At 59.3% G+C, this 16,509-nt stretch carries 14 protein-coding genes; 11 read left to right on the top strand and 3 right to left on the bottom strand.

The window, feature by feature from the left end:
- Position 1 precedes the first annotated feature (1 nt).
- The 6 genes from HB633_RS16790 to HB633_RS16765 all read left to right on the top strand — a co-directional run bounded on the left by HB633_RS16790 (position 2) and on the right by HB633_RS16765 (position 7,875).
- A complete protein-coding gene (locus tag HB633_RS16790; RefSeq protein WP_213779301.1) occupies positions 2–577 on the top strand; it encodes a phosphonate degradation HD-domain oxygenase in 576 nt (191 codons plus the stop codon).
- Positions 578–832: 255 nt separating this feature from the next.
- Positions 833–3,289, top strand: a complete 2,457-nt coding sequence (locus HB633_RS16785) for a glycogen/starch/alpha-glucan phosphorylase (protein WP_213779300.1) — start codon at positions 833–835, stop codon at positions 3,287–3,289.
- 348 nt (positions 3,290–3,637) lie between these two features.
- Entirely contained in the window at positions 3,638–5,227 is a 1,590-nt protein-coding gene (locus HB633_RS16780; protein WP_213779299.1) for an amidohydrolase family protein, read from the top strand.
- 49 nt (positions 5,228–5,276) lie between these two features.
- Positions 5,277–6,290 (top strand): ABC transporter substrate-binding protein, encoded by a 1,014-nt coding sequence (locus tag HB633_RS16775; protein WP_213779298.1) that lies wholly within the window; start codon positions 5,277–5,279, stop codon positions 6,288–6,290.
- Positions 6,287–7,090: an ABC transporter permease gene (locus HB633_RS16770; protein WP_213779297.1), complete on the top strand. Its 804-nt coding sequence runs from the start codon at positions 6,287–6,289 to the stop codon at positions 7,088–7,090. Before HB633_RS16775 ends, HB633_RS16770 begins: the two co-directional genes overlap by 4 nt.
- A complete protein-coding gene (locus tag HB633_RS16765) occupies positions 7,090–7,875 on the top strand; it encodes an ABC transporter ATP-binding protein (RefSeq protein WP_213779296.1) in 786 nt (261 codons plus the stop codon). The genes HB633_RS16770 and HB633_RS16765 overlap by 1 nt, the downstream gene beginning before the upstream one ends.
- Positions 7,876–7,890: 15 nt before the next feature.
- Here the strand turns inward: HB633_RS16765 and HB633_RS16760 are convergent, their stop codons facing one another.
- Both HB633_RS16760 and HB633_RS16755 read right to left on the bottom strand, forming a co-directional pair.
- A complete protein-coding gene (locus tag HB633_RS16760; protein ID WP_213779295.1) occupies positions 7,891–8,235 on the bottom strand; it encodes a hypothetical protein in 345 nt (114 codons plus the stop codon).
- Positions 8,236–8,341: 106 nt separating this feature from the next.
- The gene (locus tag HB633_RS16755; RefSeq protein ID WP_213779294.1) at positions 8,342–8,770 is read right to left on the bottom strand and encodes a DUF6232 family protein; all 429 of its coding nucleotides are present in this window, start codon (positions 8,768–8,770) and stop codon (positions 8,342–8,344) included.
- 205 nt (positions 8,771–8,975) lie between these two features.
- Here HB633_RS16755 and HB633_RS16750 point away from each other — a divergent pair, with 205 nt between their 5' ends.
- Entirely contained in the window at positions 8,976–9,371 is a 396-nt protein-coding gene (locus HB633_RS16750; RefSeq protein WP_213779293.1) for a VOC family protein, read from the top strand.
- 3 nt (positions 9,372–9,374) lie between these two features.
- Here HB633_RS16750 and HB633_RS16745 read toward each other — a convergent pair whose 3' ends face one another.
- Entirely contained in the window at positions 9,375–10,289 is a 915-nt protein-coding gene (locus HB633_RS16745; RefSeq protein WP_213779292.1) for a LysR family transcriptional regulator, read from the bottom strand.
- Positions 10,290–10,539: 250 nt separating this feature from the next.
- Between HB633_RS16745 and HB633_RS16740 the strand changes: the two genes are divergently transcribed.
- Genes HB633_RS16740 through HB633_RS16725 form a run of 4 tightly spaced genes read left to right on the top strand, consistent with a single transcriptional unit; the run spans position 10,540 to position 16,500 of the window.
- Positions 10,540–12,021: a UbiD family decarboxylase gene (locus HB633_RS16740; protein ID WP_213779291.1), complete on the top strand. Its 1,482-nt coding sequence runs from the start codon at positions 10,540–10,542 to the stop codon at positions 12,019–12,021.
- A complete protein-coding gene (locus HB633_RS16735) occupies positions 12,018–12,644 on the top strand; it encodes a UbiX family flavin prenyltransferase (RefSeq protein WP_213779290.1) in 627 nt (208 codons plus the stop codon). The genes HB633_RS16740 and HB633_RS16735 overlap by 4 nt, the downstream gene beginning before the upstream one ends.
- Positions 12,641–15,688, top strand: coding sequence for a molybdopterin cofactor-binding domain-containing protein (locus HB633_RS16730; RefSeq protein ID WP_213779289.1), 3,048 nt, complete (start codon positions 12,641–12,643; stop codon positions 15,686–15,688). The genes HB633_RS16735 and HB633_RS16730 overlap by 4 nt, the downstream gene beginning before the upstream one ends.
- Positions 15,685–16,500, top strand: coding sequence for an FAD binding domain-containing protein (locus HB633_RS16725; protein ID WP_213779288.1), 816 nt, complete (start codon positions 15,685–15,687; stop codon positions 16,498–16,500). Before HB633_RS16730 ends, HB633_RS16725 begins: the two co-directional genes overlap by 4 nt.
- Positions 16,501–16,509 lie beyond the last annotated feature (9 nt).

The following is a 16,509-nucleotide window of genomic DNA, read 5'->3' as shown; positions in this document are numbered from 1 at the left end:
CATGGCGCTGACACTTCCTGATATCCGTCATCTTTTCACTACTTACGGCGCGATGGCGTACAGCGGCGAACCCGTGACGCAACTGCAGCACGCTTTGCAGAGCGCGGCGCTGGCGGAAAACGCCGGTGCAGGCGAAGCGCTTGTCGGCGCGGCCTTCTTGCACGATCTGGGCCACTTGTTGAACCTGCAGGGCGAGACACCGAGTGCGCGCGGTATCGACGACTTGCACCAGTATTTCGCGCTGCCATTTCTGCGGCCGCTTTTCAGCGATGCCGTGCTAGAACCCATCCGTCTTCACGTCGATGCAAAGCGTTGTTTGTGCGCGATTGATGCGGAATATTTCTCAAAGCTTTCGGCTGATTCCGTGCGCAGCCTCAAGCTGCAAGGCGGTATTTTCAGCGAGGAAGAAGCGGAAGAATTCCTGCGTAAGCCTTTCGCGCAAGATGCGCTTTCCTTGCGCCGCTGGGACGATCTTGCCAAGCAACCAGAATGCGACACACCACCGCTCAACCACTATATCAAGCTGATCGAAAGGCTTTCCGAGCGGCATCGTGCGGCGAATCAAGCTGTGCAATAGATAAGGAAACCGAACTAAAAATAGTCGCATCGAACCCGTAAATTTTCACTCCGGAATGACGGAAATACGACAAACACTCGAACTCGCTATAGCTGTCGCGCATATTCCACGCCTGCCCCGGCGGGATGCACAGGCATTACCAAAAAAATAAAAATAGCGTAATCTGCCTGTTCCCACGGCCCGTCCCGCTTGGGTCTGGCCGACGCAGGCTATGTACCCGAGGGCTTTGTGCGTTAATGCTTTCTGGAGAGTTCGATGACATCCGTCGACCTGGAGTTCGAACAACTCAATAGCACCGTCGATGCGCTCAGGCGCTCCATTTCAAACCGGCTCATGTACGGTGTCGGTAAAGATGCCGTGACCGCCCAGCCGCGCGACTGGCTGCATGCAGTGGAACTGGCGGTCCGCGACCGACTGGTCGCCCGCTGGATGAAAACCACGCGACAGCAATACGAGCAGGACGTCAAGCGCGTTTACTACCTGTCGATGGAGTTCCTGATCGGCCGGACCTTCACCAACGCGCTACTTGCGCTGGGCATTCACGAGGAAGTCCGTGAAGCCCTCAACGGCCTGGGCGTCGATATCAACACTCTCGAGAACCTCGAGCCCGATGCCGCGCTCGGCAATGGCGGCCTTGGCCGTCTGGCAGCCTGTTTTCTCGATTCAATGGCAACCGTCGGCATTCCGGGTTTTGGTTACGGAATCCGCTACGAATACGGCATGTTCAGGCAGACCATCGTTGACGGCAATCAGGTCGAAACGCCCGATTACTGGCTGCGCGCGGGCAACCCGTGGGAATTTCCGCGTCCAGAAGTGAACTACGTGATTCATTTCGGCGGACGCACCGTTCGCCATGAAGATCGCACCGAATGGATTGACACGGAACACGTGAACGCCATGGCGTACGACACCGTGATCCCGGGTTTCGCCACGACCGCGACCAACACGCTGCGCCTCTGGTCCGCGCGCGCCACGGACGAATTCGATCTTTCCGCATTCAATCAGGGCGATTACCGGCGTTCCGTCGAAGCAAAAAATACCTCGGAACACGTGTCCCGTCTGCTTTATCCGGACGACTCCACGCAAGCCGGACGCGAACTGCGTTTGCGCCAGGAATACTTCTTTGTATCGGCGACGATGCAGGACTTGATCCGCCGATATCAACGCACGCACACGCATTTCGGACGGCTTGCAGAAAAGGTCGCGGTGCATCTGAACGACACACACCCGGTGCTCGCCATTCCCGAGTTGATGCGGCTGCTGGTGGACACGCATCATCTGCCGTGGGACAAGGCGTGGAAACTCGTGCAACAGATGTTCTCGTACACGAACCACACGCTGATGCCCGAAGCGCTGGAGACGTGGGACGTGGAGATGTTGTCCCGTCTGTTGCCGCGTCACCTTGAAATCATCTTCGACATCAACGCGGATTTTCTCAAGCAAGTGGGCGAGAAGTTCGGTCGCGACATGGACCTGATCCGCCGCATTTCGCTCGTGGACGAATACGGCCAGCGCCGCGTGCGCATGGCGCATCTCGCGATTGTTGCAAGCCACACGGTGAACGGTGTGTCGAAGCTGCATTCCCAGTTGATGACGCAGAACATCTTTTCGGATTTCGCGCGCATGTACCCCGAGCGTTTTACGAACGTGACGAACGGCATCACACCGCGCCGGTGGCTGTCGCAAGCGAGTCCCAAGCTGTCTTCGCTTATCGATGAGCGGCTTGGACCGCGCTGGCGTACCGACTTGTTCGAGCTCGCACGTTTGCGCGAATGGCGCGATGATCCGGAGTTCAGGTCGGCTTTCCACGAAGCGAAGTTCGCTAGCAAGGTGCGGCTCGCCGCGCGTGCGAAGCTTGAAACGGGCGCGATCATCGACCCGAATGCGCTTTTCGATTTGCAGGTCAAGCGCATTCACGAGTACAAGCGGCAACTGCTGAACATCCTGCATGTGATCGTGCGATACAACCGCATTCGCGAGGCGCCGGAGAAAGCGTGGACGCCGCGCGTGGTGATGTTCGCGGGCAAGGCGGCGTCCGCCTACAAGATGGCGAAAACCATCATCAAGCTGATCAACGACGTCGCCGAGATGGTCAACAATGACCCGCTCATTGGTGACCGGTTGAAGGTCGGATTCATTCCGAACTATGGCGTGAGCGTTGCCGAGCTGATCATTCCGGCCGCAGATTTGTCGCAGCAGATTTCGATGGCCGGCACGGAAGCGTCGGGTACCGGCAACATGAAACTTGCGTTGAACGGAGCGCTAACCATTGGCACGCTGGATGGCGCGAACATCGAAATCTGCGATGCCGTTGGCCGCGAGAACATGTTCATTTTTGGGCACTCGACCGAAGAGATCGATGCGTTGCGCGCGACGGGTTATCGTCCGCGTCAGATCTACGAAGAGAATCCTGAGCTGAAGATGGCGCTCGACCAGATCCGGCTCGGGCACTTTTCGCCGGACCAGCCGCACCGGTTCTATGACATCTTCCACACGCTCGTTGACTGGGGCGATCACTACATGGTGCTTGCCGACTTCGACAGTTTCGACCGCACGCAAGCCGAGGTCGACGCCAAGTTCCTCGATAAAGATGCGTGGACCCGAAGCGCAATCGAGAACGTCGCCGGCATGGGCATTTTCTCGTCGGATCGCACGATTGCCGAATATGCGAAGCACATCTGGCATGTGGAGCCTTTGGTGGTGACGTCGTAGTTTTCGTTTCGTAGCTTTGCCGGCTGCGCGGGCCGAGGTCCGCGCAGCCCGGTTTGCCAATTCGGTCGCGGTTCCTCCGGTCAACACGTTCCCCGCGACGCCGGCACAGCTCTCGTCTGTTCCGGCGACTCATTTGCATCATCCTCAGAAAGGAATGCTAACTAATCACGCATTGAATCCTGGTTACGGATGCAGGGCGGTGCGCGGCGGATCACGCAAATTTTTATTTTGACCGCGTTTGACGCCAAAAAAACTTTCAGTTAATTTCAACCCTGTTCGAAAGAGCGCTCCCTGCGGTTCCGCGGGGATATCGGGTTGGCGTGCCCGTCCTGACAAAAGGTGATCGCGATGAGCGACAACCCTGTTGGGCCGGTGGCGGCTTCCCCGGTCCATACACACGACGGGCAGGCAACGCCTATCGTCATCAAAAACGCTAACATCCTGACAATGGATCCTGCACGCCCGCAATGGGAGCGCGCGGATATTCTCATCAGCAACGGCACGATCTCCGCGATCGGCCCCGACCTGTCAGCGAACATCACCTACCCGCACGACGTTATCGATGCAACCGGCCATCTGATCATGCCCGGCTTGATCAACGCGCATTTCCACTCGCCAACGAATTTGCTCAAAGGCGCGCTGGACAGCTTGCCACTGGAGCTTTTCATGCTCTACGAGGTACCGTCGACACCGGATGCGGCTGTGTCGGCGCGTACGGCTTACGTCCGGACCATGCTGGGTGCAGCCGAAATGCTCAAGCTCGGGGTGACCTCCGTGCAGGACGACGCGTTCTTCCTTCCGGCGCCCAGTCACGCCGAAATCGATGCGGTCATGGGCGCATACAGGGACATCGGCATAAGGGCGACGGTCGCGCTCGATCAGCCGAATCTGCCTGAGATCGCCAAGCTGCCTTTTCTCGGCGATATCGTCCCGGAGGCGCTCAAAGCGCGCCTTGAAGCACCTCCGCTCATGGACGCCGAGGCTTTGCTTCAGCATTACGACTACTTACTCGAGCACTGGCACATGGCTGAAGGCGGACGCCTGCGCGCGGCGGTATCGTGTTCGGCGCCACAACGTGTGACGGTCGACTACTTGCGCGCGCTCGATGCACTAAGCCGAAAACACAATCTGCCGTTTTACATTCATATGCTGGAAACGCGGTTGCAACGGGTCTTCGGCGAGGTTTGCCTGAACGGCCGCTCGCTCATACAGCATGTGGACGATCTCGGCCTTCTGTCCGAGCGTATGAACGTAATTCATGCGGTGTGGATCAGCGACGCTGACATCGCGTTGCTTGCGAAATCCGGCGCACAGGTCATTCACAATCCGATCAGCAACCTGCGCTTGGGGAGCGGCGTCATGCCGTTCCGCCGGCTCGCCGATGCAGGTGTGCCTATTGCGCTGGGTTCCGACGAAATCATTGCCGACGATGCCGTCAACATGTGGTCAGTGATGAAAACCGCCGCGCTGGTTCATACCATTGGCGACGCGCATCCTGAACGCTGGCCGATTGCGCCCGAGCTACTGCAGTGCATGTTTCATGGCGGTGCGGCCTCAATGCGTCAGCCCGACAGGCTCGGCCGTATCGCGCCCGGCTATCAGGCCGATCTGGTCATGCTCGACCTGGATTCACTGCCATTCACGCCGCTCAACAACCTTCCGCGGCAGCTCGTGTATGCGGACGCCAGCAGGGCGGTCGTCATGACCATGGTCGCCGGCGAGGTCGTCATGCGCGACGGTGAATTGCTTTTCATCGATGAAAAGGCTTTACGACGCGAAGCGCGCAAGATCATGGCGAGTGCGGTTGACCAGCGAGACGCGCTGATGAACGACGCCGCGCAGTGGTTTCCGCATTACCGCGCGATGTACCAGAAGATGCTCGATTTCGATGTTGGCATGAACCGCTGGGTTGGCGACGCCGGTCCTGCGCGCGCTTGAGTTTTTCCTTCCGCTTTTTCACTTTATCTATTGATTAGGGGTACGTCAGATGTCAAGTCATGCCAAACTGAAACGCGGTGGCCTGTTTGCTTTGGGTCTTGCTTTGTTCGCGAGCGTCGCTCATGCAGAAGAGAAGACTGTCAGGGTGATCTGCAACAACTGGTCGGGCTTCGCGCCGGTATTCGTTGCAAGCGACCTGGGATACTTCAAGAAGCTGGGACTGAACGTCTCGGTCAAGTTCGACGACGAACAATCGGACGCGCTGGCGGGTATTGCGCACGGCGATATTGAAGTCGACATGCGCACGGTCGACGACTATCAGCGCCGCCCGCGCGGTCCTTCTACTCCAGGCGTGATGATCGGTACGATCGATGAATCCACGGGCGGCGACGGCATTGTTGCGGACGGTTCGATCAAGCAGGTCAGCGACCTGAAGGGCAAGGTCGTCGCCATGCAGACGGACATTCCCGCTTATCTGCTTCTGCAACTGGAACTGACCAAAGCCGGCTTGAGCTACAAGGATCTCAAGATCAAGCAGACGGCCGGCTCCGACGCGCTGTCCGTGTTTTCCGACCCGGGCGTAGCAGCCATTGGTACGTTTCAGCCGTTCATGAACAAAGCGGTCACGCTCGATGCAAAGCGCGGCGCGCATATTCTGGTTTCGTCGACGAATTATCCTGGCACCATTGTCGATGCCATCATCGTCAACCAGTCGAAGCTGAAGGCCGATCCCGCCATGTACAAGAGTTTCCTCACGGGTGTGTACAAGGCCATTGCGTATTACAACGCGAATCCCACTGACTTCATTCATCGCGCGGCGCCGCACTTCAATCTGAGCGACAAGGAGTTCAAGGACAGCATTGACGGGAGCCTGACCTATACATCGCTCAAGACGGCGCGCGCGTATTTCGGATCGACGGCGAAACCCGGCTCACTGTATGGCACCTTCGACACGCTGATGAAACTGAACCTCTCGAATGGCGCATCGGATCATACGTTGTCTGCTGCGGCATCCTTTGACGGTTCGGCCCTTGAATCGATATCCGACGCGGACCTCAAGTGACAAAACCGCTTTCCGCCGCCTTCAGTTTTCGCGGTAGCATCAGCCGCCGGGCGCACGTGCTCGTGGGTCTTGCCAGCAGCTTTCTTGTGCTGCTCGCGTGGCAATTGTCGTCGTGGAGCGGACTGGTTGATCCAACCTTCCTGCCGGCGCCGCTCGACATTGCCCGCACGCTCTGGAAGATGACGCTGGATGGACAGATCATCGGCAATGCGTTGATTTCGACAGGGCGGATCCTGGCTGCGTTCGTGCTCTCGGCGGTGATGGCGATTCCCATCGGCTTGCTGATGAGCAGTTACCGGCCTGTCAACGCAGCGCTTGAGCCAATGGTCGATTTCATTCGCTATCTGCCCACACCCGCGCTCGTGCCGATCAGCATCATCTGGTTTGGAATCGGCGAGGAAACGAAGATCTTCCTGCTCTGGCTCGGGACGTTTTTCCAGCTCGTGTTGCTGGTGGTGGACGACGCGAATCGGGTGCCCGGCGAATATATCGAAATTGCTCGCACGCTCGGCGCGCGACCGTTCCAGATTCTCATCGATATCGCGTGGCGCTCGATGCTCCCCAACCTCGTGGACAACTTGCGCATTACGCTGGGATGGTGCTGGACCTACCTGATTATTGCGGAGATCGTCGCCGCGGACAGCGGGCTTGGTTTTGTGATCTGGACTGCACGCCGTTACATGCAGACGGACCAGGTGATGGCGGGCGTCTTCGTGATCGGCCTGATCGGTCTTGTCAGCGACCAGGCGCTTCGCGCGCTGCATCGCCGGCTGTTTCGTTACCTAAGGAGCACCGACTGATGAACGTCCGGACAACTGATTACCTTGTCTTCGACAGCGTGACGAAAAACTTCGACGGCCTTCCGGTTGTCGAGACACCGTTCAACCTCGTGATACCGCGCGGACAATTCGTGGTGTTCCTTGGGCCGTCGGGTTGCGGCAAGACCACGTTGATGCGCATGTCGGGCGGACTCGACACACCGAGCAGCGGTGAGATCCGGCTCGAAGGCGAACGGGTTGGCAAGCCGGATCAGCGTCGCGGCATGGTCTTCCAATCGTACTCGTCGTTTCCGTGGCTGACGGTCGGCCAGAACGTTGCATTCGGCATGCGCTACCGGCTTGATTTGAGCAAGGAGGAAAAGCGCCGGCGCACCGATCACTATCTGAATCTGGTTGGGCTTCACGAATTCGCGAACGCCTACCCGAATCGTATTTCAGGTGGCATGCGTCAACGCGTGGCGATTGCGCGCACGCTCGCCGCAGGGTCGGAAGTGCTTTTGATGGACGAGCCCTTTGGCGCGCTCGACGCCCAGCGCCGCGAACAACTGCAGGTTGAATTACGGCGCATTCAAAGCGAGGAATCTCGCACCGTGATCTTCGTGACGCACGACGTTGAGGAAGCGGTGTTCCTCGCCGACAGGATCATTGTGTTCTCACGGCGGCCGGCCAGGATACTTGAAGACATAGACGTCACCTCGCAGCTAGGAGACGCCCGGACGCTCGCGCTTCGTGACAGCGACATGTTCTTTCGCATGAAGACGCAGATCATTCAGCGGGTTCGCGATACGAGCGGCGCGGAGGTTTGAGTTCGGCGTCTCTTATCAGCGTCGCAAGCTGTAGGTCGTGGCGCGCCCGAGCGTTGCCTGCTCGAATCGCGAAATGACGATTCCAATCACGTCGCTCAGCGAACGCGACGGCACTTCTACATGGAGCGTGAGGCAGTCATGGCGGCGATCCGTCGCGACGACCTGCATGCGTGCTTCGCCGCCCAGCGCCTTTTGCAATACACGGCGAGGCTCGCTGGAATCGAGACCCGGCAGGGTGACATCGAAGGCGACTACCGTATGGAGTTTGCGCGTGGCCCGTGCAATCGACTGGGCTACTGACAGGGACGGGGAACGGACCGGGGAAGCAACGCTTGCCCGAACAACGCTTGCCTGAAGCATCGGATGTTGCGCCGTCTCGCGACGGGCGGTGGTGGGAACATCACCACTTTAGCGAGCGGCGCATTAACGCGGGGCATCGATCAGTGTTGTCCGCGTAAAGAAAGTATTAAAGCGAATTTGTTCCTTCAACCGGTTCGGTCGAAGTTTTCGCCGCTTGCTGCTCTGCGACCGCTTCGCGCACGAGGGTGGCAACGCGTTGCGCGAACTCTTCGTCTTTCGTTGTGAACACTTCCCGCTCGCCGTCTGGCACCGTGACGTACATCCGGTAGATCACGTCCTGCGTGATCCACGACAGATATCCGACCACCGCGACCATGATGCCGAGCAGCAGTGCCGGTCCTGATCCGAAAAATCCCCCAATTACCGCAACGATTACGCCTATCGCGCTCACGGTGATTGGCAACGGTTTTTGTCGCGGGATCATTTTTACGGTTGCACCGCGCAGATCGCGCAGCGGATAAAGCTGGCCCGCCGCGCTCAATCCCGCGCGGGCAAAGGTAATTCCACGTTCGTTAAAGGGCAGTTCGTGTTGCATGTGGTGAAGTCTTCTGCGGAATAAAGGCGCAGATTAACAGACCGGCGGCGCTTTCATGCTCTCACCCATCGTCGCATCGGGGGCATGGGGCCCGTTCGTGCAGATCGTGACATGGTTACAAATGAAAACTTTTGAGTTTATGGTTGCTGTCGATTCAATTCGTTGTCGTTCGTCGTCCAATTGAAACCCCTATTGGAGACAACGTATGACTACGTTATTGAAAGAAAGCCGCGCGTTCAGCGGATTCGCTGTACCGGACCTTGACGCTGCAAAAACGTTTTACGCCAAGACGCTGGGACTCGATGTCACCACCGGTTCCATGGGCGTCCTCGAGTTGCATCTGGCGGGTGGGAATCATGTTTTGATCTACCCAAAGGCGGATCACACACCGGCGAGCTACACGATGCTCAACTTTCCCGTTGCAAACGTTGAACATACCGTCGATGAACTGACCGCACGGGGCGTGCGTTTCGAACATTACGACATGCCTCAGCTGAAGACCGACGCCAAGGGTATATGTCGCGATCCTCGTGGTCCTGTGATTGCATGGTTCAAGGATCCAGCCGGCAACATCCTCTCGTTGCTGGAGCCGGATAAATGACCCTCACGCGTGTATTGCGGACTCGCTGGATACAAGCCGCAACTCATCGGCGATAGTCGCGATCAGCGCTTCGGCCGCCGCGCTCAGCGGACGCCGTGGGTGACTGATCCGCACGATATGACGCACGATCCTCGGCGCGAGAATCGGATAGGCGCGCAACGTGCCCTGGCGCACCGCACGTTCCACCACGATGCGCGGAAGGATCGTCGCAAAACGCGTGCTCTCCACCAGTTTCACGATCGTGCTCAGTACGTCGATCTCGAAGCGCGGTGCAAGCAACACGTCTTCGTGCTGGGCGGCGGTATCGAGTACGCCTCGAAGGCCGTGGCGCTTGGTGGGCAATACCAGTTCCAGATCAGGCAACTGAGCGAGCTCGATAGCATGCGGCAAGTCGGGACCATGCATGGCGCTCGTCACCAGCACCATTTCTTCATCCAGCAGCGGTTGCGAGTCGAGCGAAAGCCGTGCGCGTGGCTTGTTGATGAGCGCGGCATCGAGTTGCCCGCCCGAAACCCAGTCGATGAACGTCGCGGTGTAGCCATCGGCAACGGTCACCTCCACATGCGGATAACGCGCATGAAAACGCGAAAGCGAATCGGCGAGCACGCTCTCGGTCACCGACGCAATCAGACCTATGGAGACATGCCCTGTTACGACCTCGTCGCGCTGCACGAGTTGCTGACGTGCGTGGGCCAGGTCGCGCATGATCGGCAAGAACAGACGGTACATGAGGCGTCCTGCGGCGGTCGGCGCCATGCCATGGGCGCCGCGCTCGAAAAGCTGTTGATGCAGTTCGTCTTCGAGTTTGGCGATCTGCATGCTCAGTGCCGGCTGCACGATGTTCAATCGCTTGGCCGCGCGCGTGACGGAACCGTCCTCGAACAAAGCGATGAAGTATTGAATCTGCTTCAGGTCCATTTCGGTGGCTCGGTGGCATTGGCCCGAGTTCTAAGGGCATCAATAAGTCTAATGAAGCAGCGCGTTTTCATCATTGCATCGTAGGTGACCATTCTGCGCCAGGGCGCGTCATAGTGATATCTCAGCGCGCCGGTGGTTGCATTGGGGCAAATACGGATATCACCGCGAATGATCGACGACATCAAAAAACAGTATTAGAAGTTATATCGCCATCTCGCTACCCTTCAATTCAGTAACAAGGAGACGAGACATGAATCAACGCGAAGCCGCAACGCACGGTGGCGAGACCCATACACCAGACAAACGGGACTTCGACATAGCTTCGCTGCGCGGCTGGTTGGCGCATCTTTCGGCCACCGGACGCGTGGCCACGATCGACAAGCCGGTATCGCTGAAACACGAGCTTGCGGCAATTGCAAAGCGGCTCGATGGCAAGCAGGCAGCGGTGTTCCTTGCTCCCGGAGATCATGCAATTCCCGTGGTCAGCGGTTTCATGTCGAAGCGCGCGTGGATTGCGGAAGCAATGGGCGTGGCCGAGAAAGACCTGCTGAAACGTTTTCGCGATGCCGCCGACAACCCGCTGCCATGGACCGAAATCGTCTCGCGCGAAGCTGCCTGTCAGCAGGTCGTACATACCGATGGCATCGACCTTCACGCGCTGCTGCCCATTCCCACGCATAGCGAACACGACAACGGTCCTTACATTACCGCGGGGCTGGTTATCGCGCGCAATCCGCGCACGGGTGTGCAGAACGTATCGATCAATCGCATTCAGGTTCACGCGCGCGACCGCATGGCGATCCTGTTGTTGCCGCGTCATCTTCATGCATTCCAGAAAGAGGCAGAAGCCGCGGGTGATGCCCTTGATGTTGCCGTGGCAATCGGCGTCGATCCACTCACCATGCTGGCGTCGCAAGCAATTTCACCCATCGATTTCGATGAACTCGAAATTGCCGGCGCGTTGCATGGCGCGCCCTTGCCAGTGGTGAAGTGCGTCACTAACCAGGTACGTGTGCCGGCCTTCGCGGAGATTGTGATCGAGGGACGTATCCTGCCGGACGTGCGCGAAGCGGAAGGCCCCTTCGGCGAATTCCCCAAGTACTACAGCGCGCAGGAAGCGCGTGAAGTGATTGAAGTGACGGCAGTGACGCACCGCAGGAATCCGATTTATCACACGATTGTTCCTGCCGAGATGGAGCACTTGCTGCTCGGCGCGATTCCGCGCGAGGCGACGCTGTTGTCGCATCTTCAGCGCAGTCATCCTGGTGTGACCGACGTGCATCTTTCGGTTGGCGGCGTATGCCGTTACCACCTCTGGGTGCAGTTTGCGAAGAAGCGCGAAGGCGAAGCGAAGAACGTGATCCTGTGCGCCTTCGGCGCGCATTACGACATCAAGCAAGTGGTGGTCGTGGATACGGACGTCGATATCTACGATCCCGCTGAAATTGAATGGGCGATTGCCACACGCTTTCAGGCCGACCGCGATCTCGTCCTGATTCCAGGCGCGCAAGGTTCGCCTCTGGACCCGTCGACAACCGTTGGCGAACCTGAAGATGCACCATCGCATCTGCAAGGCATCAGCACGAAAATGGGACTCGACGCCACGCGTCCGGTCGTTTATGCGGGTCACGTTTTTACCCGTGTGCGTATTCCGGGTCACGACGCGGTCGATCTGGAAACGCTCACGGCCGCAGATAACGCCGCGTTCGATACCTACTTGAGCCAATCATGACGAGCACGCAAAAGCTCCAGCGTATCGTCGTCGGCATATCCGGCGCGAGCGGCGCAATGATCGGCGTGCGGCTGCTTGAAGCGCTGCGCCGGATCGGCACGCATGAAACGCATCTGATCGTGTCGGCGTCGGGCGCGGTGACGGCTGCGCAGGAGCTGGGTATGGGGCGCAACGACCTCGACGGTCTTGCCGATGTGGTGCACAACGTTCGCGACGTGGGGGCATCGATTGCGAGCGGTTCGTTTGTCACGAGCGGGATGGTGATCGCGCCATGCTCGATGAAAACCCTTGCCGCCGTGGCAAATGGCCTCTCCGACAATCTGCTGACCCGCGCCGCAGACGTGATGCTCAAGGAGCGCCGCCGGCTTGTCCTCGTGGCGCGCGAAACGCCGCTCAATCTCGCGCATCTTCGCAACATGACACTTGCTACCGAAATGGGTGCGATCGTGATGCCACCCGTGCCCGCTTTCTATGCGCATCCGAAAACCATCGACGACGTGGTGAACCATACAGTAGGCCGTATTCTGGATCTATTCGGTGTCGAGCATCGCGAGATTGAAAAACGCTGGAACGGTCTTGCCGATGAATTCGGTTCGCGCGGTGACGCTGGAGCCGACGAATGAATCAGCGTGAACAGGCTGGCATTGCTGCAATCAACGCGCACGCGTCGGACGTCGTGGAGGGAGCGCATGACACGCGGCCGAAGCGCCATGTCGGGCAGTCAGTCGAACGTTTCGAAGATCCCGCAATCCTCACAGGCCGTGGCCGTTATGGCGACGACATAGGCACCAAGCCCGGTACGTTGCACGCGGCGGTTCTTCGCTCCCCGCACGCGCATGCCGAACTGGTTTCGCTTGACACGAGCAACGCGGTGAGTGCTGAAGGCGTGCGCGCAGTGTTGACGCGCGACGACCTTCGAGCGTGGTCGCGACCGTTCGTGGTCGGCGTCAAATCAAAGATGGAGCAATGGTCGCTCGCGATGGACCGTGTGCGTTATGTGGGTGAACCGGTGGCGGTCGTGATGGCCGAATCGCGGGCGCTCGCCGAAGATGCGCTCGATCTGATAAAGGTGGAATATCGGACGCTTGATCCGGTGACATCCATTGAAGGTGCATTGAAGGACGATGCGTGCGTGCTGCATCCGAGCGTAGAAACCAACGTGATCAGCGACCGCAGTTTCCGTTATGGCGAGCCCGAAACTGCCTTCAATAACGCGCCGCATCGCGTGAAGATCGACGCGCATTATCCGCGCAACACGTGTGCGCCGATCGAATGCGGCTTAGTGATTGCCGAGTATCTTTCCGGCGATGAAGGCTACGACGTCACGTCGAATTTCATGGGCCCGTTCTCGCTGCATGCCGTCATGGCGCTCGCGCTGAACGTGCCGGCAAACCGGCTTCGCCATAAAGCGCCGCGCGATTCGGGCGGCAGCTTCGGCGTCAAGCAGGCCGTGTTTCCGTATGTGGTGCTGATGTGCCTCGCATCGCGCAAGGCGAACGCGCCGGTGAAGTATGTCGAGGACCGGCTCGAACATCTGAGCGCGGCGACATCGGCCACCGCACGCTTTACGACGCTCGAAGCCGCGGTCGAAAACGATGGCCGGATCACCGCGCTGAACTACGATCAGGTTGAGGACTGCGGCGGTTACCTGCGCGCGCCGGAACCTGCCACGTTCTATCGGATGCACGGCTGCTTGACAGGTGCCTATGACATTCCGAACCTGCTCGTGCGCAACCGGGTTGTGTTGACAAACAAGACGCCTACGGGCCTTGTACGTGGCTTTGGCGGGCCGCAGGTTTACTTTGCGCTCGAGCGGTTGATGCAACGCATCGCGATCGAGTTGAATCTCGACCTGCTCGATGTGTATCGCCGCAATTTCGTTCCCGCCGATGCATTCCCGTATCGCGCGGCGGCGGGTGCGTTGCTCGATTCGGGCAACTATCAGGAAGCATTGAGACGTTCGATTGCCGAAGGCGGCTACGAAGAACTGAAGACGCGCCGCGATACCGCGCGCAGCGAAGGACGTTTGTACGGAATCGGCTTCGCTGCGATCGTCGAGCCTTCGGTATCGAACATGGGTTACATCACGACCGTGATGCCCGTCGACGCACGTAAGAAAGCCGGTCCGAAAAGCGGCGCGATTGCGAGCGCAACGGTCAGCGTGGACTTGCTGGGCGGCGTGGTCGTGACAATCGCATCCACGCCGGCGGGGCAGGGACATATGACGGTGTGCGCGCAAGTAGTGGCCGACGCGCTTGGTCTGTCGCCGCATGAAATCGTGGTGAACGTGGAGTTCGATACCCACAAGGACGCGTGGTCGGTCGCGGCCGGAAACTATTCGAGCCGCTTCGCCGGCGCGGTCGCGGGCACGGTGCATCTCGCGGCCGTCAAGGTACGGGACAAGCTCGCGCGCATTGTCTCGTCGCAACTGAAATGCAAGCCCGAGGATATCCGTTTCGAAGGCGGACGAATCTATCGAGATGGCGATGAAGACCATGCCATGCCCTTTGGTCGCGTGGCGAGCAATGCGCCTCACTGGGCGCCCGCGTTGCTGCCTGCAGGCGAAGAGCCGGGCTTGCGCGAGACGGTGTTCTGGACCCCGCCGAACATGGATGCGCCGGACGAACAGGATCGCATCAATACATCGGCGGCCTATGGTTTTGCGTTCGATATGTGTGGCGTGGAGGTGGATCGCGCAACGGGGCGGGTGCGTATCGACCGTTATGTAACCACGCACGATGCCGGCACGTTGCTAAATCCCGCACTCGCCGACGGTCAGATTCGCGGCGCGTTTGCGCAAGGACTCGGCGCGGCGTTGATGGAAGAGTTTCGCTACGGTTCGGACGGCAGTTTTCAGTCGGGAACGTTGGCCGACTACTTGATGCCGACCACCTGCGAAGTGCCCGATCCGATCATCGTTCATCTGGAAACGCCGTCGCCATTCACGCCGCTTGGCGCGAAGGGGTTGGGCGAAGGCAACAACATGAGCACGCCCCCGTGCGTGGCGAATGCGGTTGCGGACGCACTTGGTGTCGATGACATTCGCTTGCCGCTGACGCCGTCGAAGGTGATGGGGCTGATTGGTATCGATGATCCGGAACCATCGCGGCCCGAGTTCCGCGAAGCGCAGCAAAAGAAGCCGGCATTGCCCGGCGCCAAGGCGCTGACCGCGCAGGGCAGCGTGGATCTGCCGGCAACGCCCGAGGCCATCTTCGCGGTGCTGCTCGACCCGACGGCGCTCGCCAAGGTGATCCCGGGGTGCCACGCGCTCGAAGCCAAGGGCGAGAACACATATCGTGCGGATGTGACTGTTGGCGTCGGCATGATCAAGGCGCGCTTTGAAGCAGAGATCGGACTGTCCGATCTCGATCCACCGCATCGTTTGCGGCTCGCCGGCGCGGGGATGTCATCGCTTGGCAGTGCACGGGGTAATGGCCTTGTGGAGCTAACGCCTATCGATACAGGCGCGCGGCTGACCTACGACTACGAGGCGCAAGTCTCGGGAAAGGTCGCGGCGGTCGGCGGCCGGATGCTCGAAGGCGCGGCGAAGGTCGTGTTGCGGCAACTGTTCGAATCGCTGGGGCGGCAGGCTGCGGGGAAACCTGTAAAGGCCAATAGCGGCTCGTGGCTTGGACGCCTCCTCGGCCGTTTCAGGAGGCGCTCATGAAACCTGCACCATTCGATTATCTGCGCGCTGCGACTGCACATGAAGCGCTCGATGCCCTCGCGCATTCCGGCGAAGACGCGCGCATCCTGGCTGGCGGCCAGTCGTTGATGGCCGTGCTCAACATGCGACTTGCGCAGCCGCGTGTGTTGATCGATATCTCGCGCACGGCCGATCTGGAAGCGGTGCGTATCGAAAGGGACCATCTGGTCGTCGGCGCGGCGGCGACGCAAGGCAGCGTGGAATGGCGCGCATCGTTACGCGATGAAGTGCCGCTGCTCGCGCTCGCCTTTCCGAATATCTCCCACTTCCAGATCCGCAATCGCGGCACGGTTTGCGGTTCGATCGCCCACGCCGATCCAAGCGCGGAGTTGCCGCTCGTGCTCTCGCTGCTTGGCGGCGACGTGATGCTGCGATCGAAAAAACGCAAACGCACGCTGAAAGCAGACGACTTCTTTCAAGGCATGTTGATGACGGCGCGCGAACCCGACGAACTCATCGAAGCCGTCCGTTTCCCGCTGAAAAAGGCAGGCGAACGATACGGCTTCACGGAATTCTCTGCACGGCATGGCGATTTCGCGATGGTAGCGTGCGCTGCGATCGTCACCGATACATCCATCTGCATAGCGGTTGGCGGTGTTGCGGACAGACCCGTGGTCGAACACTGGCCGCATCTGAAAGGCGATGACTTGCGCGGCGCGCTGAATGACCTGAGCTGGAAGTTGAATGCGCAGGACGACGCCCATGTCAGCGCTACGTATAGACGCCATCTTGTGCGGCAACTTGGATGGCGCGTAATCGAGGAGGCGAAGTGAGCAACACAT

The organism is Caballeronia sp. dw_276 (assembly GCF_018449635.1).
GTDB lineage: Bacteria > Pseudomonadota > Gammaproteobacteria > Burkholderiales > Burkholderiaceae > Caballeronia.
This window is presented reverse-complemented; position numbering and strand designations above follow the sequence as displayed.